General features: G+C 63.0%; 16 protein-coding genes. 10 read left to right on the plus strand and 6 right to left on the minus strand.

Annotated features, from left to right (window positions below; all coding sequences use genetic code 11):
* The first annotated feature begins 613 nt into the window (after positions 1-613).
* From Q0X62_RS13955 to Q0X62_RS13965, 3 genes are all read left to right on the plus strand, one after another.
* Positions 614-1,267, plus strand: a complete 654-nt coding sequence (locus Q0X62_RS13955) for a protein-L-isoaspartate O-methyltransferase (RefSeq protein WP_297737074.1) — start codon at positions 614-616, stop codon at positions 1,265-1,267.
* A gap of 274 nt (positions 1,268-1,541) precedes the next feature.
* Positions 1,542-2,942 (plus strand): TolC family outer membrane protein, encoded by a 1,401-nt coding sequence (locus Q0X62_RS13960; protein ID WP_297737077.1) that lies wholly within the window; start codon positions 1,542-1,544, stop codon positions 2,940-2,942.
* 132 nt (positions 2,943-3,074) lie between these two features.
* The gene (locus Q0X62_RS13965) at positions 3,075-3,668 is read left to right on the plus strand and encodes a DUF2497 domain-containing protein (RefSeq protein ID WP_297737080.1); all 594 of its coding nucleotides are present in this window, start codon (positions 3,075-3,077) and stop codon (positions 3,666-3,668) included.
* A gap of 78 nt (positions 3,669-3,746) precedes the next feature.
* Here the strand turns inward: Q0X62_RS13965 and mltF are convergent, their stop codons facing one another.
* Positions 3,747-5,138, minus strand: a complete 1,392-nt coding sequence (mltF, locus tag Q0X62_RS13970) for a membrane-bound lytic murein transglycosylase MltF (RefSeq protein WP_297737083.1) — start codon at positions 5,136-5,138, stop codon at positions 3,747-3,749.
* Between the two features lie 173 nt (positions 5,139-5,311).
* Here mltF and recA point away from each other — a divergent pair, with 173 nt between their 5' ends.
* The 3 genes from recA to Q0X62_RS13985 all read left to right on the plus strand — a co-directional run bounded on the left by recA (position 5,312) and on the right by Q0X62_RS13985 (position 9,706).
* On the plus strand, positions 5,312-6,391 hold the full coding sequence (gene recA, locus Q0X62_RS13975) for a recombinase RecA (protein WP_366946169.1): 1,080 nt from the start codon (positions 5,312-5,314) through the stop codon (positions 6,389-6,391).
* A gap of 214 nt (positions 6,392-6,605) precedes the next feature.
* On the plus strand, positions 6,606-9,260 hold the full coding sequence (gene alaS / locus Q0X62_RS13980) for an alanine--tRNA ligase (RefSeq protein WP_297737088.1): 2,655 nt from the start codon (positions 6,606-6,608) through the stop codon (positions 9,258-9,260).
* Positions 9,260-9,706 carry a nuclear transport factor 2 family protein gene (locus Q0X62_RS13985; RefSeq protein ID WP_297737091.1) on the plus strand — a complete coding sequence of 149 codons (447 nt, stop codon included), beginning with the start codon at positions 9,260-9,262 and terminating at the stop codon, positions 9,704-9,706. The genes alaS and Q0X62_RS13985 overlap by 1 nt, the downstream gene beginning before the upstream one ends.
* On the opposite strand, the gene Q0X62_RS13990 is transcribed toward Q0X62_RS13985, so the two are convergent.
* From Q0X62_RS13990 to Q0X62_RS14000, 3 genes are all read right to left on the minus strand, one after another.
* Positions 9,703-10,086 (minus strand): STAS/SEC14 domain-containing protein, encoded by a 384-nt coding sequence (locus Q0X62_RS13990; RefSeq protein ID WP_297737094.1) that lies wholly within the window; start codon positions 10,084-10,086, stop codon positions 9,703-9,705. The genes Q0X62_RS13985 and Q0X62_RS13990 overlap by 4 nt on opposite strands.
* A 138-nt stretch (positions 10,087-10,224) precedes the next feature.
* Positions 10,225-11,205, minus strand: coding sequence for a glycerophosphodiester phosphodiesterase family protein (locus Q0X62_RS13995; RefSeq protein ID WP_297737099.1), 981 nt, complete (start codon positions 11,203-11,205; stop codon positions 10,225-10,227).
* 366 nt (positions 11,206-11,571) lie between these two features.
* On the minus strand, positions 11,572-12,795 hold the full coding sequence (locus Q0X62_RS14000) for an NADP-dependent isocitrate dehydrogenase (RefSeq protein ID WP_297737102.1): 1,224 nt from the start codon (positions 12,793-12,795) through the stop codon (positions 11,572-11,574).
* 110 nt (positions 12,796-12,905) lie between these two features.
* Here Q0X62_RS14000 and Q0X62_RS14005 point away from each other — a divergent pair, with 110 nt between their 5' ends.
* Positions 12,906-13,655 (plus strand): RNA methyltransferase, encoded by a 750-nt coding sequence (locus Q0X62_RS14005; protein ID WP_297737105.1) that lies wholly within the window; start codon positions 12,906-12,908, stop codon positions 13,653-13,655.
* A 30-nt stretch (positions 13,656-13,685) separates the two neighbouring features.
* Here Q0X62_RS14005 and Q0X62_RS14010 read toward each other — a convergent pair whose 3' ends face one another.
* Together Q0X62_RS14010 and Q0X62_RS14015 are read right to left on the minus strand one after the other, a co-directional pair.
* A complete protein-coding gene (locus Q0X62_RS14010) occupies positions 13,686-14,789 on the minus strand; it encodes a serine hydrolase (protein ID WP_297737108.1) in 1,104 nt (367 codons plus the stop codon).
* A gap of 121 nt (positions 14,790-14,910) precedes the next feature.
* Positions 14,911-16,008 carry an amidoligase family protein gene (locus tag Q0X62_RS14015; RefSeq protein ID WP_297737111.1) on the minus strand — a complete coding sequence of 366 codons (1,098 nt, stop codon included), beginning with the start codon at positions 16,006-16,008 and terminating at the stop codon, positions 14,911-14,913.
* 156 nt (positions 16,009-16,164) lie between these two features.
* On the opposite strand from Q0X62_RS14015, the gene Q0X62_RS14020 reads away from it, so the two are divergent.
* The 3 genes from Q0X62_RS14020 (at position 16,165) to Q0X62_RS14030 (ending at position 18,874) form a co-directional block, all read left to right on the plus strand.
* A complete protein-coding gene (locus Q0X62_RS14020) occupies positions 16,165-17,031 on the plus strand; it encodes a hypothetical protein (RefSeq protein ID WP_297737114.1) in 867 nt (288 codons plus the stop codon).
* 448 nt (positions 17,032-17,479) lie between these two features.
* Positions 17,480-18,097, plus strand: coding sequence for a 30S ribosomal protein S4 (gene rpsD / locus Q0X62_RS14025; protein ID WP_295693165.1), 618 nt, complete (start codon positions 17,480-17,482; stop codon positions 18,095-18,097).
* Positions 18,098-18,418: 321 nt separating this feature from the next.
* Positions 18,419-18,874 (plus strand): hypothetical protein, encoded by a 456-nt coding sequence (locus tag Q0X62_RS14030; RefSeq protein WP_297737116.1) that lies wholly within the window; start codon positions 18,419-18,421, stop codon positions 18,872-18,874.
* The last annotated feature ends 2 nt before the right edge of the window (positions 18,875-18,876 follow it).

The raw sequence follows: 18,876 nt of genomic DNA on the forward strand, positions 1-18,876 counted from the left end.
ACATCGCCGACATCCCGTCCGCGGAGTTTTCCCGGGCTGTCTCCACCCCGATTCCAACACGCCAGGTAGATGGGGTCGGTCGTTTAGTGCCCCGCGACCTGATCGCACGCCCTGCCGGAGCTTCGGAGTGTCACCTCCGAGGCGCGGACAGGCTCCGCTCGCTTCCGGGCACAAGTGACTGAGCTCGCGCCTCCCGTCCCGAAAACCACAGGCATTATCTGTCATGGAGGAGGGGGTGCGGATAAGTTTTGTGAAACTTCCCGCACCACACACCGTCATCCGGCGCAGGCCGGGACCCAGTCTGCGACGCAAGCTGTTGCCGGGATTGGCGAAATCGAGCCTGCGAGGCTGGGTCCTGACTTGCGTCAGGATGGCGGTGATTGTGGCGTAGGGCGGGGGATAAGCGCTCGATCCACGCCTTGGCATCGCCGCCCCAGCTTTGCCAGGCAAGGCGTGGACTGACCCGCGCTCAGCCTCGCAGTTTTGAGGCATTCCATTCTGCTGCCTGCGAGGCAATTCGACGCGCGCGCAGTGGCATGCTTGCCGGGTTGCGGCATGGCGGGATATATCGGGCCGAACGCATCCGGACAGGGCCTGGCCGAAGGAGAGCCTCGTGAGCGAATTCGAAACAGCGCGCAAGCAGATGGTGGACAGCCAGATCCGGCCGTCCGATGTGACCGACCGTCGCCTGATCGCGGCCTTCCTCGACATTCCTCGCCACGTCTTCGTACCGCGGGCGCGCCGCGCCTCGGCCTATGCGGATACTCAGGTTCAGGTCGGTGATGCGCGGACTCTGATGCGCCCGCGCGACATTGCCAAACTGGTCCATGCGGCCGACATCCAGCCCGACGAACTGGTGCTCGATATCGCCTGCGCGCGAGGTTACTCGACCGCCATCCTGGCCCGTATGGCTGGCACGGTGGTCGGACTGGAGTCGGATGAAGACAGTCTCAGCCGGGCCAGTGGCCTGCTGGCCGATATCGGTGCCGACAACGCGGTGGTCATCGAGGGTGATCTGGCTGCCGGCGTGGCCAAGCAAGGACCTTTCGACGTGATATTCGTCAATGGGGCGATCGATGCCGTACCGCAGGCCTGGCTTGACCAGCTGGCCGAGGGTGGCCGTCTTGTCGCGGTGATACGCAAGGGGCCGATCGGCAAGGCGACGGTCTTCACACGGTCCGCAGCCGGAGTTGGCGAGCGTCAGGTGTTCGATGCCAATGTCGCGCCGCTGCCAGGTTTCCAGGCCGAAGCCGGTTTTGTGCTCTGATTTTTTTCGTTTCCCGGAACGGAAATTGCCCCTTTCAGACGTTTCAGGAAGTGCGAGGCTGTGTGCCTGGCCCGGACACATCTGCGCGAGGTTACCAAAATATCAGGGTAAACAGTGTTCACTTTTAATCATGGCGTGCCTATATGCGTCCATGATATGCGCGGAGGCAGGAATTGGAATGCCATGACGCGGCCGGGCTGGATCAGGTCGCGTGAAGCGCTAGTATGTATCGAAAGTGGCGGGCAAGTTCTCGGCGCTGCAAGAGGGGTTCGTAATGTCGCGATTGAAGAATTTTGCGCTCGTGCTGGCAGCGGGCGCATCGGCGCTGGCACTTGCCGGAATCGGTGCAGCCACCGTCCAGGCCCAGACGCTCGAAGAGACCCTGGCGCTCGCCTATAATTCCAACCCGACCCTGCAGGCCGAGCGGGCCCGCTTGCGCGCGACCGATGAGGGGCGCGTCCAGGCCCGGGCGGCCCGTCTGCCGTCGGTATCGGCCTCGGCCTCGATTTCGCGCTCGCACACGGAAGGCGAAAGCTTCTCCCAGATCAACAACGCGACCAACAGTTTCGAGTCCGATGCGACGCCGAAGAATTACGGCGTGTCGGCGAGCCAGCCAATCTATCGCGGAGGCCGGATTGACGGCGCCATCGACCAGGCGACCGCGGTCGTGATGGCGGGGCGCGAGACGCTCCGGGCGACCGAGCAGGCGGTGCTGGTTGATGCCGTCACCGCCTTCATGGACGTGCGTCGCGACAATAATGTCGTCGAGATTCGCCAAAACAATGTCGAGGTCCTCGCGCAGCAATTGCGAGCCGCGCGGGATCGGTTTGAAGTGGGTGAGATTACCCGCACTGACGTGTCCCAGGCCGAGGCGCGCCTGTCGGCAGCCCAGACCCAGCTGTCGGCGGCACAGGCTCAGCTTGCAGCCAGCCGCGCCGCCTATGAGCGGGTGACCGGCCAGCCGGCAGCCTCGCTCAGCGAGCCGCCAGCCCTGCCGCCCTTGCCGGACAATCTCGGCGATGCGGCCGAGTTCGCCTTCGACAACAGTCCGCAATTGCTGGCCGCGCGCTATGGCGAGGAAGCGGCCCAGCATGCCATCAGGATTGCCCGAGGAGCGCTGCGCCCGGAAGTGTCTTTGACCGCCTCGGCGTCCTCCGCGCGCGATTCGAGCTTCTCCGGGGATGTGCGTGACAGCACGTCGATCATGGGGCAGGTATCGATGCCGATCTTTACCGGCGGTCTCAATCGTTCGCGCGTTCGCGCCGCGGTGGCCCAGGAGGAACAGGCGCGCTTCCAGGTGCGCGAGGCCCGCCGTCAGGTCACCGAGGCGGTGACCAATGCCTGGTATTCCTACATCGCCTCACTGGCGGTGATCGAATCCAGTCGCCAGGCGGTTGTCGCCAATGAGATCGCGCTGGATGGCGTTCAGCAGGAGGCCTTTGTCGGCATCCGGACCACGCTGGACGTGCTGAATGCCGAGCAGGAGTTGCTGGAAGCCCGCCTGACCTTCGTCACGGCCGAGCGCGACAGCTTTGTTGCCGGGTATCGTCTGTTGCAGGCGATGGGTCTGGCGTCAGCGGAACGCCTCGGCCTGAATGTGGAAATCTATGATCCGGCTGCAGGCGATTCCCGCGAATCGCGTTTCCCTAACCTTGACTTAACGCCCTGGGACTAGGGTTTTCGAAGAGTCACGGGCTGGACAGGCGAGTTCCGGCCCGGTTTATTCGCGTGATACGGGAAGTCGCACTCGCGGTGACCCGCCACGCCGACTGCAGACGCAGACCGCAGACAAGGGACTTGGGCGCTCATGGCCGATGCCGCTGAAAATGAACCGTCGATGGAGGAAATCCTCTCCTCTATCCGCCGAATCATCAACGAAGACGATGAGGAAGCTCCGGCTGAAGCCGAGGCCGAAGCGGCTCCGGAACCAGCCGCGGACGAGCCGCAAAGTCAGGATGATGTCGACGCCCTGTTCGACGAACCTGCCGGCGATAGCGGCGGCGATGACGTCCTGGAACTGACCGAAACGGTTGATGATGTCGATGAAGGCACCGAACCGCTCGCCATGGATGATGATCTGATGATCGTTGATCGCGAGGAGGAGGTCGAGCCCGAGCCCGAGCCCGTCGCCGAACCGGAGCCGGAGATTGATTTCGATGCCCTCGCCGACGAGACGGCGGACGGGATTATGAGCGAACCGGCTGCCGCCGCGGCCATGGGGTCTTTCCATACGCTGGCCGAGAATATCCGAATTTCCGACGAGGAAGGCCGCACGCTGGAAGGCGTGGTTCGCGCGCTCCTGCGTCCAATGCTGAAGGATTGGCTTGATGCCAACCTGCCGTCGATCGTCGATGAAAAGGTCCAGGCCGAGATTGACCGGGTCGCCCGCCGCCGCCACTAGGCTTGCGCGACGGGTTTGAAGTTACAGAAGGCGCGTCCGGCGGGCGCGCCTTCTTCTTGAGCGGATGTCAGAGGTGCGTCAGATATCCTGAGCCGAGAGCATGGCACGGTATTCGCGGATCTTCTCGACATAGCGGACCGGTTCATGACCCCGCGCATAACCGTAACGCAGGGTGGCGTAATGCTCCGGATCGGAGAGGAGTGGCAGGGTCGCGGCCAGATCGTCCCAGCTGTCCTTGTTGCGACCGAGCCGTTCTGCGAGCCGCCGTGCATCATACATGTGACCCATGCCGACATTATAGGCTGCCAAAGCGAACCAGAGTCGGTCCTCGCCGGTCACGCTCTCGGGCACGCGTGAATAGAGATCATCCAGATAGGCGGCGCCGCCCCGAATGCTCTGGCGTGGATCGGTCCGGTCCTCAATTCCCACCCGCTCCGCGGTCGTCAGGGTCAGCATCATGAGGCCGCGCACGCCGGTGGCGCTGACGGCATCAGGGTCCCAGTGAGATTCCTGGTAGGCCTGGGCTGCCAGCAATTCCCACTCGAAAGGAATGTCTTCGGCAGCGTCTTCAAACCAGTGTCGGAAGCGGGGCAAGCGATCGTCCACCCGGCGCACGAAGCGAGCGACATCCACATAGTCATAGTCGCCGAACTGTCCGAACCAGGTCTCATCGAGGGTTTCGAGCAGGCCGCTGGAGTGCGCTTGCGCGAACCAGCTGGAGAGGGCGCTATTCAGGCCTTCGACACGGGCATCATACGCCCAGGCGAGGGATTGTTCGCCGGTCAGGTTCTGGGCCACGACCAGTTCCGGATGGCGACGACGCGCGAAGTCGACCAGATGACTATCGGCGACCGTGCAGGCGATATCCCCGTCATCCACGGCCTCGAGCAGGGGCATGGCCGACCCGCCGGTCTCAGTGTCAAAACGGATGTCCGGGTTGGCGGCCTGGAGGGCCATCAGTGTTTCTTCATAACTTGAGCCCTCCAGGACCCGGATATCGGTGCCTGCAAGTCCGCTGCGCCGGGTCGGCGTGGGGCCGCCGCGGCGACACACGAGCTGTTCGGTTACCGCCTTGTAGACCGGCGCAAAGCTCAGCCGCGCCGCACGGCCCTCGGTCCGGGTCAATCCGGCGGCGGCGATGTGTCCCTCGCCAGCCTCGAGTGCTTCGAGCAGGTCCGGAATCGATCCTTCAACCTGGAACCGGGCGGACACGCCGAGCTCGTCGGCAAAGGCGGTGGCCAGATCAACTTCATAGCCGCTGATCCCACCGGCATCATCCATATAGCTCGTCGGTCCGGCGAGGGTGAGGACGACCAGTTCACCGCGTTCGCGAATCAGGGCGAGCGTGTCAGCTTCTGAAGGTGAAACGCTCGTATTGGAGCCGCTGCAGGCCGCGAGGGCGAGGACGCTGGCGAGGGTCGCCAGGCACGGGCTGAGCCGCGGTCGAATTGTCAGAATGAAATCTGTCATCTGGCTAAACTAGGGCCGATAGCACAGGTTTTCAAATCCGCACTTTCCTTGCATGGACGATTTTTGTTCCGTTCTGTTAACCATAAATGTTCCACTTGTGTTCCCGGAACAAAACTGGTACGCCGTGACTTGGTTGCCCGGACCTGAGGGGCGTGAAATAAGGGATGAAGGCTATGAGCAAGGGCGCGATTCGACTCGTGAAAAACGAAAAGAACATGGACAAGGAAAAGGCGATCGAAGCGGCGCTGAGCCAGATCGACAAGGCCTTCGGCAAGGGTTCGGTCATGAAGCTCGGCCAGAAGCCGGCCATGGAGATTGAAGCCATCTCCACGGGTTCGCTGGGCCTGGATATCGCACTGGGTATTGGTGGCCTGCCAAAAGGCCGGATCATCGAAATCTACGGCCCGGAAAGCTCTGGCAAGACGACGCTCGCCCTGCACACGGTCGCCGAGGCCCAGAAGGCGGGCGGGGTTGCCGCCTTTGTCGATGCCGAGCACGCGTTGGATCCGGTCTATGCCGGCAAGCTGGGTGTCGATGTCGGGGAATTGCTTGTGTCGCAGCCGGATGCCGGTGAACAGGCGCTCGAGATCGCCGACACGCTGGTCCGCTCCGGCGCGGTCGACGTGCTGGTCATCGACTCCGTGGCGGCGCTGACACCACGGGCCGAGCTGGAAGGTGAGATGGGCGACAGTCTGCCAGGCCTCCAGGCCCGCCTGATGAGCCAGGCCCTGCGCAAGCTGACCGGCTCGATTTCCAAGTCCAAATGCCTGGTCATCTTCATCAACCAGATTCGCATGAAGATCGGCGTGATGTTTGGCTCGCCGGAAACCACAACCGGCGGCAATGCGCTGAAATTCTATTCCTCGGTCCGTCTCGATATCCGCCGCATTGGCGCGATCAAGAATCGCGACGAGGTGATCGGCAATCAGACGCGCGTGAAAGTGGTCAAGAACAAGGTTGCCCCGCCCTTCCGCGAGGTCGAGTTCGACATTCTCTATGGCGAGGGCATTTCCAAGATGGGCGAGCTCATCGATCTCGGCGTCAAGGGCGAAGTGATCGAGAAGTCCGGTTCCTGGTATTCCTACAATTCCGAACGGATCGGCCAGGGTCGCGAGAATGCGCGCCAATTCATGCTCGATAATCCGGATATTGCCGCCGAGATCGAAGCGAAAGTGCGCTCCAATGCCGGTCTGATCGCTGATGAGATGCTCACCGGCCCGGATCTGCCGGAAGAAGATGCTGTGGCGGGCTGACCGGTTGATGGGGCGCGGTGCTTCCGGGCAGGGCGGCTGACACGGCGCGCACGAGCGCGTCCTTCACATCACGCCGGCGAGGCAATCGCAGCTTGATTATGAACGGGTGCTTGGCTAGGCCGGGCACCCGTTTCTATATGTCAGTCAACAGAAACCGGTTTGCGACGGCCCGACGGGCTGGCGCGCGACACTCCAGCCGACGGGATCGGACATCATGGCCAGCCTGCGCGACATCCGTGCGACTTTCCTCGACTATTTTGCCCAGCATGACCATGAAGTGGTGCAATCCGCACCGCTGGTCCCGCAGGATGATCCCACCCTGCTGTTCGTGAATGCCGGCATGGTGCCCTTCAAGAATGCCTTCACCGGGCAGGAAAAGCGGTCCAAGCCGCGCGCGACCTCGTCCCAGAAATGCGTGCGGGCCGGTGGCAAGCATAATGATCTCGACAATGTCGGCTATACGGCCCGCCACCACACTTTCTTTGAAATGCTGGGGAATTTCTCCTTCGGCGATTATTTCAAGGAAGAGGCGATCAGCCACGCCTGGCAGCTGGTGACGAAAGAGTTTGACCTGCCCGCGGACAAGCTGCTGGTCACGGTCTATTCGGAAGATGACGAGGCGCGTGCCCTCTGGCGCAAAATCGCCGGCCTCTCGGATGACCGCATTATCGGCATTTCCACCTCGGATAATTTCTGGTCGATGGGCGATACCGGCCCGTGTGGTCCGTGTTCGGAGATCTTCTTCGACCATGGTCCGTCGATTGCCGGTGGCCCGCCGGGCTCCCCGGACGAGGATGGCGACCGTTTCATCGAAATCTGGAATCTGGTCTTCATGCAGTTCGAACAGCTCGGACCGGATCAGCGCATCAACCTGCCCAAGCCCTCGATCGATACCGGTATGGGGCTGGAGCGGATCTCCGCCATCCTCCAGGGCAAGCACAATAATTACGAGACCGATCTTTTCCGTAATCTGATCGCGGCCGGCGAGGACGTGCTCGGCGTCAAGGCGGAGGGTGATGCCCTCGCCAGTCATCGCGTCATCGCCGATCATTTGCGCTCGACCAGTTTCCTGATGGCCGACGGGGTCAGCCCCTCCAATGAGGGCCGCGGCTATGTCCTGCGCCGGATCATGCGCCGTGCCATGCGACACGCCCATATTCTGGGGGCCAGCGAGCCGGTCATGTGGCGCCTTGTCGAAGCGCTCAAGGCCGAAATGGGCGATGCCTATCCCGAGCTGGGCCGCGCCCAGGCCCTGCTTGAAGACACGTTGAAAGTCGAGGAAGAGCGCTTCCAGCGCACGCTCGGTCGCGGCCTCTCCCTGCTGGAAGAAGCGACTGCCGACATGGCGGAGGGTGATGCCCTGGCCGGGGCCACCGCCTTCAAGCTCTACGACACGTTTGGCTTCCCGCTTGATCTCACCCAGGACGCCCTGCGCGCCAAGGGGATGACGGTTGACGAAGCCGGCTTCGACACGGCCATGGCCAAACAGCGCGCCGATGCGCGCGCCAGCAAATTCTCCTCCGGCGATGCCGCGCCGGATGCGGTCTGGTTCGCTGTTCGCGACAAGGCGGGCCCGACGGCCTTCACAGGCTATGCCGGAACAGGCGGCGAGGGCCGCCTTTTGGCCATCGTCTCGGGCGGGCAGGACGCCAAGGCGCTGGGCGCCGGTCAGCGCGCAGAGCTGGTCTTCGACGCCACCCCCTTCTATGGCGAGAGCGGTGGCCAGTGCGGCGATAGCGGCGAAATCCGTTTTGCCGACGGCGCGGTCTTCACCGTCGAGGATACGCAAAAGCGCGGCGGTGACATGCACGCCCATATCGGTGTGCTGACCAAGGGTGAGATCACGCTTGGCGACACGGCTACTCTGGACGCAGACGCGCCGCGCCGGGCCGCCATCAAGTCCAACCACTCGGCAACCCACCTCGTTCATGCCGCCCTGCGCGATGTGCTGGGCGATCATGTGACCCAGAAGGGCTCGCATGTGGGCCCGGACCGTTTGCGCTTCGACTTCTCGCATAACAAGGCCGTCAGCGCGGCCGAACTGGCGATGATCGAGGCCCAGGTCAATGCGGTGATCCGCCAGAATGACGCCGTCTCGACTCGCGAGATGACGCCGGACGCCGCCATTGAGGCCGGTGCGCTGGCGCTGTTTGGCGAGAAATATGGCGACAAGGTCCGCGTGCTCACCATGGGGCAGGGGCTGGCCGATCACGACACGCCCTATTCGGTCGAGCTGTGCGGCGGTACGCATGTCGCGCGCACGGGCGATATCGCCCTGTTCAAGATTGTCGGCGAGACCGCCGTGTCGTCCGGCATTCGCCGGATCGAGGCGATGACGGGTGAGGGTGCACGCCTCCATATGGAAGAACAGATGGGTTATGGCCGGGCGGCGGCCGATGCGCTGAAAGTTCCGCCGGCCGACCTCGCCACCCGGGTCTCCGCACTGATGGATGAGCGAAAGAAGCTCGAGCGTCAGCTCGCCGAAGCCAAGAAACAGATCGCCATGGGCGGCGGTGCGGCCGGTGAACCGGCCGGACCGGAAGCGATCAACGGCGTCAATTTCATCGGCCGCGTGGTCGAAGGTGTGGGCGGCAAGGATTTGCGCGGCCTGATCGACGAGGCCAAGGCCCGGATGGGCTCTGGCGTCGCGGCCTTCATCGGGGTCAATGACGGCAAGGCGGCACTGGCTGTCGGCGTCACCGATGACCTCAAGGACCGTTTCGGGGCCGTCGACCTGGTCAAGGCCGGTGCGGGTGCTGTTGGTGGCAAGGGCGGCGGTGGCCGTCCCGACTTTGCCCAGGCCGGGGGGCCGGATGGCGCCAAGGCCGAGGCCGGGATCCAGGCCATTCGCGACGTGCTGGCCGGCTGATGCCCAGACCGGCCAAGTCAGATGTCCAGCTGGTCGGCAACAAGTCCGCCGCGCGTGCCATTGCAGCCGCGCGGGCAGATTTCAATGCGGCTCTGGAAAGCCGCGCCTTGAAGGCTATTGCGACACATCTGGCAGAAGATGTTGTTCTGGTGCCGGGTGATGAGGCCCAGTTGATCACCGGTCGCGAGGCCCAGCTCGAGGCCTGGTCGTCAATCTTCAGTCAGATGCCGGATGTCAGCTATGTCCGTACCCCGGGCCGGATCGAGGTCTGCGAGGATAGCCATCTCGCCGCCGAGACCGGTCGCTGGAAGGGGGGCTGGTCAAACGAGGGTTTCGCCATCCGCTATATGGGACGCTATTTCGCAAAATGGCGCTGCGTAGATGGCGTCTGGCAGATCGAGGCCGAGACCTTCGTCACCATGAAACGGAGTGGCGGCGCGAGCTAAGGTGCTTCGGCGAGCCAGGCGCGCGCCTCCCTTTCAGAGGAGAAGATGCGTTCCTCAGTGGTCAGTGTTTCCCCGGACGTCCTCTCCCAGAAGACAAGTACGGCCCGCGATAACTCATCATTGCAGACAATGGCTGCGCGGCGGCGGGGGCCGGCCTGCACCGGGTCCGCCTTGGACATGCGGGTTTGCAGGTCGGCCATGGCGGACGCCGACATTTCGGACAGCGAAGCCTGGGTCAAAAGCGTCAGGAAATTATAGCGGTCGGACCAGCCCTCATGAGCCCGCGCGCGGGTGAAGGTCTTCATCAGCGCTTCGATCGTGACCTTTCCGGATATCCGATACACGCACAGCTTGTTTTCCGGTTCAAACTCGAATTCCACAACCATTTTCCCGAAAGTGGCCAGGGGCAGAACGCAGCGTGACGTTTGCTTGCCGACTCAATATCGCTCGAACCGGCTTGGATTCAAGTGGTTTTAAAATGCATCTTTTCGAACCCGTGTCTTGATGAAGCGGCGCGGTTAGTTCACCGTTGGCCAGGCCTTCGGTCCGACTCGCTCGATGCGATTGGTGGAGATGCCGCCACGGAAGCGGTCATCAAGCGCGTCGCGCGCCGCAATAGTATCGATTCCGGTGGAGTTCATGCTCACACGGTCCAGATCGCCCATCACCCAGACCTCCGTGCCGACCGCCGCCATGCGGGCTTCCAGACGGGCCGGCCAGCCCCAGGCAAAGGCGGCATAATTGGCCGGCAGGACCAGGATGGTCGCCTCACAGGATTGCGGGACATGGCCCGACCAGCCCCACGCCAGATAGTCCTTGGCGCAGCGGCGTACGGTGGCCCGGCTCATGCGTCGGATATCGGGACGCAGGGCGGCGAGCCGGGCATCCGGTCGCGGCGCTGACAAGACAATCATGTGTTCCACCGGCAGTGAGCGCGCCTCGATATAGGCCACCAGCGCTTCGGCCTCATGCGGATCATTGCTCTTGATATTGATCAGGAAATCGCGCGTCGGGAAGGCTTCGAACACCTCGGCAAGGGTCGGAATGGCACCGACCCCCAGACCGCGCAGGGGAAAGCTGTCGCCATCATCGGCGGTGTAGCCATAACCGGCATCCAGCGTCCGCAGCGCGTCCATGCTGTGCGCCCGGACCGGGCCGCTGCCATCGGTGCGGCAATCGAGTGTCCAGTCGTGAAAGACGGCGAATTCGCCATCGGTCGTGGGATGAATGTCGATCTCGACGCGCGAGGCACCGGCGGCAAAGGCGGCCTCGATCGATGGCAAAGTGTTCTCGATGAAGGTGTGGCGCGGTGGATCAATCAGCACTGCGGTGCAGTCATCGGGCCCGACACCGACCGGATCGAAGGTCTGGTGCACGCCGCGATGGGCGATGAAATACGGCGCCTCTCGCTGCGGCGTCGCCAGCCAGGACGCGTTGTTGAGATAAAGCGCCGCCCCTGCGATGCCGAGAATGCTGAGTGCGAAATAGCGTTTTTTCATGGTGTGTCCCCCCCGATACGGAGAGGTTGGGGACGTCTCGCGGCGGCAGCAAGGCACGAATTGGACGGGATCGGGGCGATTGAATTTTTCAGCGCTTGCGCAGAAACATCCATAATTCCCATGTCAGCCAGCGGGCCGTATCCGGTTCTTGAGGTCAAGGGCGCCGCAGGCGCCGCTTTGCGGGCATGCCCCTTGAGCTCAAGAACCGGATACGGCTTTCTCCCAGCAAGGGATGTATGGGCAGGTGTGCGCCGGACGCAAACCCCAAGCGCAAAATCTGCCGGGGGTCATTTCGACCCCCACACCCAAGAAAAAGGGCGGCCCCGTCGGAGCCGCCCCTCATTGTTCTGACTGGATTGCTCGTGATCAGGCGCGAGCGGCCATGGCCGCCTTGAAGCGCTCATCGACCTTGTCGAGGAAGCCTTCCGTCGACAGCCAGCCCTGGCTCTCGCCAACGAGGAGGGCGAGGTCCTTGGTCATGAAGCCGGCTTCCACCGTCTTGATGATCGTGTCTTCCAGCAGGGCGGCGAAGTCCATCACGTCCTGATTGCCGTCCATGCGGCCACGATGAGAGAGGCCCTGCGTCCAGGCGAAGATGGAGGCGATCGAATTGGTCGACGTTTGCTCGCCGCGCTGATGCTGGCGATAGTGACGGGTGACCGTACCGTGGGCGGCTTCGGCTTCCACTGTCTTGCCATCCGGGCTCATCAGGACCGAGGTCATCAGGCCGAGCGAACCGAAGCCCTGGGCCACGGTGTCGGACTGGACGTCACCGTCATAGTTCTTACAGGCCCAGACGAAACCACCGGACCATTTCATCGCGGCGGCGACCATGTCGTCGATCAGGCGGTGTTCGTAGGAGATGCCCTTCTCGGCGAAAGCGTCCTTGAACTCGGCCTGGTAGATCTCTTCGAACAGGTCCTTGAAGCGGCCGTCATAGGCTTTCAGGATCGTGTTCTTGGTCGAGAGATAGACCGGCCAGCCGCGCTGCAGGCCGTAATTCAGCGAGGCGCGGGCGAAGTCGCGGATCGAGTCGTCGAGATTATACATGCCCATGGCGACGCCGGGGGACGGGAAGTCGAAGACTTCGCGGGTGACCGGATCAGACCCGTCGGAGGGCTCGAAGGTCATGGTCAGCTTGCCCGGACGGTCGACCAGGAAATCGGTGGCGCGATACTGGTCACCAAAAGCGTGACGGCCGATAACCATCGGCTGCTGCCAGCCCGGCACCAGGCGCGGCACGTTGGAGATGACGATCGGCTCGCGGAAGACCACGCCGCCGAGGATGTTGCGGATGGTGCCGTTCGGCGAGCGCCACATCTTCTTCAGCTTGAACTCTTCGACGCGGGCTTCGTCCGGCGTGATGGTGGCGCATTTCACGCCGACGCCGTAATGCTTGATGGCTTCGGCCGCGTCGACGGTGATCTGGTCGTCCGTCTCGTCACGCTTGGTGACCGAGAGGTCGTAATACTTCAGATCAATGTCGAGATAGGGCAGGATCAGCTTGTCCTTGATCAGCTGCCAGATGATGCGGGTCATCTCATCGCCGTCGAGTTCGACGACCGGGGTATCGACTTTGATCTTCGCCATGGGTGCTCTCATTTCTTTTCGGACGGACTGAAGTCGCGCTAGGACAGCGCGGATAGATGAATTTGCGCGCTCTCTAGCACCCGGGCGCGCCAAGGTGAAGGCCCGGTTCCATGCCGCAAATCCCTGCGACCCCCGCATTCATACTCCACACGCCGCAACTCGGCGAGAATATCGGCGCGGCGGCGCGTGTGATGGGGAATTTCGGACTGCCCGAGCTGATCATTCTCGACCCGCGTGATGGCTGGCCCAATGACAAGGCAGTGACCATGTCGGCCGGCTCTCCCGTCCTGGACAATGCCCGTGTGGAGTACCGTCTCGGCGACGCGATTCATGACCGGACCCGGCTCTATGCCACCACGGCGCGCCCGCGCGGGATGGAAAAGCCGGTCATGACCGCCCGCGAAGCCGTCAGCGACATAAAAGCGGCGATCGAGGCCGGCGAAAAGGTCGCCGTGATGTTCGGTGGCGAGAAGTCCGGCCTGCCCAATGAGGCGGTCAATATGGCCGATGCCATAATCACCCTGCCGGTTGACCGCTCCTTTTCCTCGCTTAATCTGGCCCAGGCGGTCGCCGTGATCGCCTATGAATGGACGGCCGGCGAGGGCGCCCCGGCCGAGTTTGAACCGGTCTCGGACGTGGCCGCGCGCGAGGACCTGGAACGCATGTTCGAGCATTTCGAATATGAGCTCGACCGCGCCGGCTTCTTCCACCCGCCGTCAAAAACCCCGCTGATGGTCCAAAATCTCCGCAATGCCTTCATCCGCGGCCGCTGGACCGAGCAGGAAGTGCGTACTTTCCGCGGTGCCGTGAAGGCGCTGGCTCTGGGACGCGGCAAGGCGCGGGTGGTGCGGGAGGACTAGGGATCAGCAGCGCCGGACCTCCGGCTGCCGCTATTGCGAAACGGCCCTCCAGAGCTCGAAATTGAAGTCGGGCGCTTCGAAATCCTTGGAGTTCGCCTGGGTTGCGAGGGTGAGTCCCGTGGCGCTGTCATGGAGAACGGCTGAGCGGTAGCCGCCGAAATCACCACCATGCGAGATCCGGTAGCTCCCTTCGCCGGTGACACGGACATAGATGCCAAGCCCGTAGCCGGCGGAGCCGCCGGGTTCGAAGGGGTTATAGTCCGCGCGCATGGTTTGGCCCTCGGCCTCGAACATCCCGCCAGCGCCGAGTGCGCGGTAGAGCGTGGCAAGGTCCTGCGGTGCGGTGACCCAACCGCCGGCTGTCCATTCATGGTCCAGATTGCGGCGCAGGCGCCCATCGCGGGCGGTCGGCGAGCGGCCGAACCAGCCGCGTCGATGTCCGTCGGCAAGGCGTGCGAAGTCGCGACCGCGAAGCGGCTCGGTTTGAGCCAGGCCGAGCGGCGCAATAACGCGGCGTTGAGCGAGCTCGTAGAAGGCCTCGCCCGTCGCCGCCTCGATGACCAGGCCGACCAGGATGTAGTCGGTGTCGGAATAGGAAAAATGGCGGCCGAGCTGACCCTCGGCGTTGTCACCCGCGACGAAACCGATCGTGTCGTCCGGTGTGAAGCTGCGGTCACCGCGTGTCAGGCCGGCGAGGAAGAAGTCGATATCTTCCAGATAGTCGGGTACGCCCGCCGAGTGATTGAGCAGATGGCGCAGCGTCATCCCCTCATGATTGGCCAGGCGGGGCCACCAATCGTGTTCGGACAGCCATGCTTCCACAGGGGCGTCGAGGTCGAGCACACCGTCTTGCGCGAGCTGGACGGCGACCAGGGCTGTGATCGTCTTGCCGACACTTCCGGAAAGAAAGCGGGTTTCCGGCTCGATCGGGGCAGTTCCGTGGCGATCCACCGATCCGGCCTGGTGATCGATGTGGGTCCCGTCGGGAAGCAGAAGGCTGGCGGACAGGCCGGGGGCGAGCCCGTCGGCTACAGCAGTGTCGATCGTCGAGCGCATGATCGTTGCGGTATTCGATTGTGCGATGGCTGTCGCGGAAAAGAGTACGGCCAGGAGACCGGAAAGAATATGTCGCATGGGGGTCAGTTAGGATGGCTGGTGAGGCGAAGCAAGCAGAAGGCTGAGGCTGGATCGCTCGCGGCCGGCCGGTGCGCGCGGGGCGGCGCGCCGGCCATGGTGCGGCCTCGCTTCTGCGCTTTCAGGCTTTGGCCATACGATCTGCCCAAAAGGTCCGGTCGGCGGGGGAAAGGTCCAGTGCCGCGTCAAGATTCCAATCGTCGCGCTTTGCCCCTTCTGCATCCTCAATAGCCCACATGAGAATCGCTTCCATCAGACGGGCCTGGCGCAAGATGTCGGCCGCATTCATCGAACCGGGGAAGATGCGGGCTTCGAAGGTGTGCTTGTCGGGCAGGGCGTGGGCGATGTTGAGCAGGTTGAAGTCGGCATATTTGGTTGGTTTTGTCTCGACCAGCATTGTGCGGGCCTGATCCCATTTGGCCTTCAGGAAGGCCTCCGAGCGCACCAGCTCGGCGATCTCATCCGCGATCGGGCCCAGGCGGACGCAGGCTGGATTCGTGCCGACCAATTCGCGCAGGAAGGCCCCGTGGCGGTGCAGTGTATCGACCAGTCTCGAGAGCGCGGCCGGATCGCAGAGCGGGGCCGCGTCAAAATGGATATGGACGGCCGCTTCGCGCGGGACGCTGAAGCCAAGGGCGTTTGCGTCCGCGAGAAGCGCGCTCAAATCGGCCTCAGAGTCATTCACACAGGGCGGCGTGATGATCTCGCAGGGGCGCTCCCGCTCGCCGGGCAGGGGGGCGACCATGGCGACGGATCGACCCGCGCGGTCCACCACTTTGGTGATGCCGCCCTCTGTGTGTTCAGCTTTGGTCCCGAACAGGGCGGCGATGGGGGTGAGGATGTCGGCGAGACCGGCCTTTGGGTCGCAATGCTCGGTTACCAGCGCCAGGAGGCGGGCGTCATCGCTGAGGATCCGCATCCAGCCGGGCAGCGACGCTGCCTGCGGATTCAAGCCGTCGCGCAGGGTCAGGTCATCGACCAGGAGTGCAACGCGCTCGCCCTTGGCGTCGCGCACGTCGAAGCCCAGAACTAGATTTTCGAACACCGGCAGGCCGGGCACGAGGCTCGGTTCGGACTGGGGGTAGAGGACCGTCCGGACCTGCCCGCCGACCCGGTCCGCGACCCGCATCGCCAGATCGCGTCGGCTACGTCCGCGCGGGGCCATCAGCTCGATCTCGAACCCCTTTTTCCAGGGGCGGCGATGTCTCGAGGCTGCCATGTCTGTCTCCGCTCGGCCGCAACGACGTTTCACGGTTTAATCTGGCAGCGATCGGGCGCTGACGGGAGTCCGCATGGCAGGGCCGGGCTCATTCCGATTGCCGGGCCAGCCCAACGCGGTTAAGGCTGGAAAGGATTGAAATGCGGGGGGAATGAAATGTCGAATACGTCGGTCATGAGTGCGCTGGCTCTGGTCTCACTTGTCGGAGCATCGGCCCGGGCCGAGATGTCGGGCGCGGAGATTGTCCTGCCCGAAACGGATATGTCCGCCATCCTCGCCGCCTCCTCGACCGGCCTCGCCTTTGGCCAGGACACCGGCGCCCAGCTCGACCTCTTCTTTTCCAGCGAGTACGGCTATTGCGATGCGCGTAAGGTCGCCCATGTCTGGAATACCGATCCGTTCAGCGCCAAAGCGATCATCGGCGGCAAGATCGCCAATGGCCTGACCAATCTGGTCGATGCCGATATAGCCTCGACCGCGGGCCGGGTTTCCTGTGAGTGGGGCGAGCTGGGCCTGACCTGGGACCAGGCTGTGGCGCTGGCCGACTACTGGGGGCGGAGCCCCGGTGAGGCCAAGGCAAAAGCCGGTGATATCGCCAGCGATCTCGGCCATAAGGGTTTCATGCGCACGATGGCGCATGTGCTCGAGCCGTCCCACCCGCAAAATCCGTCCGGTAACGACGCGGCCTACCAGCAGATGTTTTTCAACAGCGATTACGGCTATTGCGACGCGCTCAAGGTCGCCCATGTCTGGGGCACGGATGTCGGCTCTGCCAAGACAGTGATCGGCCAAAAGATTGCCGGCGGGATCACCGATCTCGTCGATGCGGACATCGCCTCAACAGCGACGTCCGTCCAGTGCAGCTGGGTTGATACAGAGCTGGACTTTGATGATGCCCTGACCCTCGCCGACTTCTGGGGCGTCCCGGTCGGCGAAGCCAAGATGAAGGCAACCGCCTACACCTCGGAATGGGGCAATCGCGGTTTCCGCGACCGTCTGGGCAGCGTGCTCGCGCGGGGGTAGGGCCGAGCAGGGGCTCTGCCGTTCATTGCGGCGCGTTGCGCGGGAAGAGACATTGATCTCTTGTCAGCCAGTGCGCCTTTCGGGATGTCTTCAGTCAAGGGCGGCAAAGCCGCCGCGTCGCGGTTCCACCCTTGACTGAAGACATCCCAAAAGGCTGAATCTCGGCAAGAGAACAATGGTTTGGCAGGTGTGGTCACACCCGTGTGGTATCAGATTTTCAGCGTCTCCCTTGAGCCCCGTGACGCGGCGGGCAGTCCAGCCGCTGCACACACGCCGCTACAGCCCGCCTCCCGCCATTGACTTCCCTGTCCACACAGGTAAAACCCGCGCTTCCCTCGCCGGGGCGTGACCCCGGATCGTTCAACACCAACGGGACGATGCGAGAACCGCCGTTTAGATCGCACGCCTTTGAGGGAAGGCGCGCCGGGCCGCATCGAATAGAGAGAACATGTCGAAGCGTCATTCGCAGAAATACAAAATTGACCGCCGCATGGGTGAAAACCTGTGGGGCCGTCCGAAGTCTCCGGTCAACTCGCGTTCCTATGGTCCGGGTCAGCACGGTCAGCGCCGCAAGAGCAAGATGTCCGATTTCGGTCTCCAGCTCATGGCGAAGCAGAAGCTGAAGGGCTATTACGGTAACATCACCGAGAAGCAGTTCCGTCGTACCTATGACGAAGCTTCCCGCCGTAAGGGTAACACCGCCGAGCTGCTGATCGGTCTGCTGGAAAGCCGCCTGGACGCCATCGTTTACCGCTGCAAATTCGTGCCGACGGTCTTCGCTTCGCGCCAGTTCGTCAATCACGGCCACGTCAAGGTCAACGGCATCAAGGTCAACATCCCGTCCTACCGCTGCAAGCCGGGTGACGTGATCGAAGTCCGCGAGCGTTCGCGTTCGATGGCCCTGGTCCTGGAAGCCCTGGAAAGCCCGGAGCGTGACGTTCCGGACTATGTCGATCTTGACCCCAAGGCGATGAAGGCCACCTTCGTGCGCATGCCGGACTTCTCTGAAGTGCCGTACGCTGTGCAGATGGAACCGAACCTGGTCATCGAATTCTACTCCTCGTAAGAGGACGAAAATCGATCCTGCAAAGAGGCCGCTCCGGACTGTCGGGGCGGCCTTTTTCGTGTCTCGATCGGGTATCTGCTGCAGTGCCTGGCAGACCTGCCTCGCCGCAGAGCAGAATGTTTCGGAGATTCGCGTCTGACGAGTCCGTGGTTGATCAGATCCTAATCCCTGATTGGATGGCTGTGTCTCAAAGTCTGCCGGGGCAAATGGGCAGGCTTCGGGCCATGATCTGGGTTTTGGGGGGCAAGCATGGCAGGGCGTTGGCGAGGTCTGGTGGCCAGTTTGGGGCTGGCTCTTTTGCTCACGGCATGTGCGACAAGCGTGGATCCGCGAGTCGAGGCGCGAAACCGCTTTCTGCCGAGCCTTCCACCCATGCCGGCGATGCCCGCCCTGCCAACGATCAAAATATCTGACATGCGCATTCCGGGCACCGTTCGTCAGGCTCCCGCGCCGGACCCGTCGCTTGAAAGCATCATCTATTGGCGCGTGATCGAGGATGACATCCTGATTGTTCACGCCGACACAAATGGCTGCACGTCGCGCGCCGATTTCCGGGTTGATGTCCAACAATACCTCGATGACATCTACACGGTGCGCCTGACGCGGCGAGCCGCGGACCGGTGTCAAACCGAGGCGCCCTGGGGCATTCAGCTTGGTTTCGGGTTCGAGGAATTGGGCGTGCCGATCGGAGGGCAGGTGATTGTGCTCAATCCGGTCGACACCGAACGCCCTTGGGACTGGAACGAGAACCGCACCTTTGTGGCCAGCCGCCGCTAGGT

The organism is uncultured Maricaulis sp., assembly GCF_947259345.1.
GTDB lineage: Bacteria > Pseudomonadota > Alphaproteobacteria > Caulobacterales > Maricaulaceae > Maricaulis.

Bases quoted from the DNA above. Each gene is read 5' to 3' on its own strand.
- recA (WP_366946169.1), top strand. From the start codon at position 5,312: ATGAGCAAGGGCGCGATTCGACTCGTGAAAAACGAAAAGAACATGGAC.
- mltF (WP_297737083.1), bottom strand. From the start codon at position 5,138: ATGACAGATTTCATTCTGACAATTCGACCGCGGCTCAGCCCGTGCCTG.
- Q0X62_RS13985 (WP_297737091.1), top strand. From the start codon at position 9,260: ATGCCCAGACCGGCCAAGTCAGATGTCCAGCTGGTCGGCAACAAGTCC.
- Q0X62_RS13965 (WP_297737080.1), top strand. From the start codon at position 3,075: ATGGCCGATGCCGCTGAAAATGAACCGTCGATGGAGGAAATCCTCTCC.
- alaS (WP_297737088.1), top strand. From the start codon at position 6,606: ATGGCCAGCCTGCGCGACATCCGTGCGACTTTCCTCGACTATTTTGCC.
- Q0X62_RS14010 (WP_297737108.1), bottom strand. From the start codon at position 14,789: ATGCGACATATTCTTTCCGGTCTCCTGGCCGTACTCTTTTCCGCGACA.
- Q0X62_RS13960 (WP_297737077.1), top strand. From the start codon at position 1,542: ATGTCGCGATTGAAGAATTTTGCGCTCGTGCTGGCAGCGGGCGCATCG.
- Q0X62_RS14020 (WP_297737114.1), top strand. From the start codon at position 16,165: ATGTCGAATACGTCGGTCATGAGTGCGCTGGCTCTGGTCTCACTTGTC.
- Q0X62_RS14000 (WP_297737102.1), bottom strand. From the start codon at position 12,795: ATGGCGAAGATCAAAGTCGATACCCCGGTCGTCGAACTCGACGGCGAT.
- Q0X62_RS14015 (WP_297737111.1), bottom strand. From the start codon at position 16,008: ATGGCAGCCTCGAGACATCGCCGCCCCTGGAAAAAGGGGTTCGAGATC.
- rpsD (WP_295693165.1), top strand. From the start codon at position 17,480: ATGTCGAAGCGTCATTCGCAGAAATACAAAATTGACCGCCGCATGGGT.
- Q0X62_RS13995 (WP_297737099.1), bottom strand. From the start codon at position 11,205: ATGAAAAAACGCTATTTCGCACTCAGCATTCTCGGCATCGCAGGGGCG.
- Q0X62_RS14005 (WP_297737105.1), top strand. From the start codon at position 12,906: ATGCCGCAAATCCCTGCGACCCCCGCATTCATACTCCACACGCCGCAA.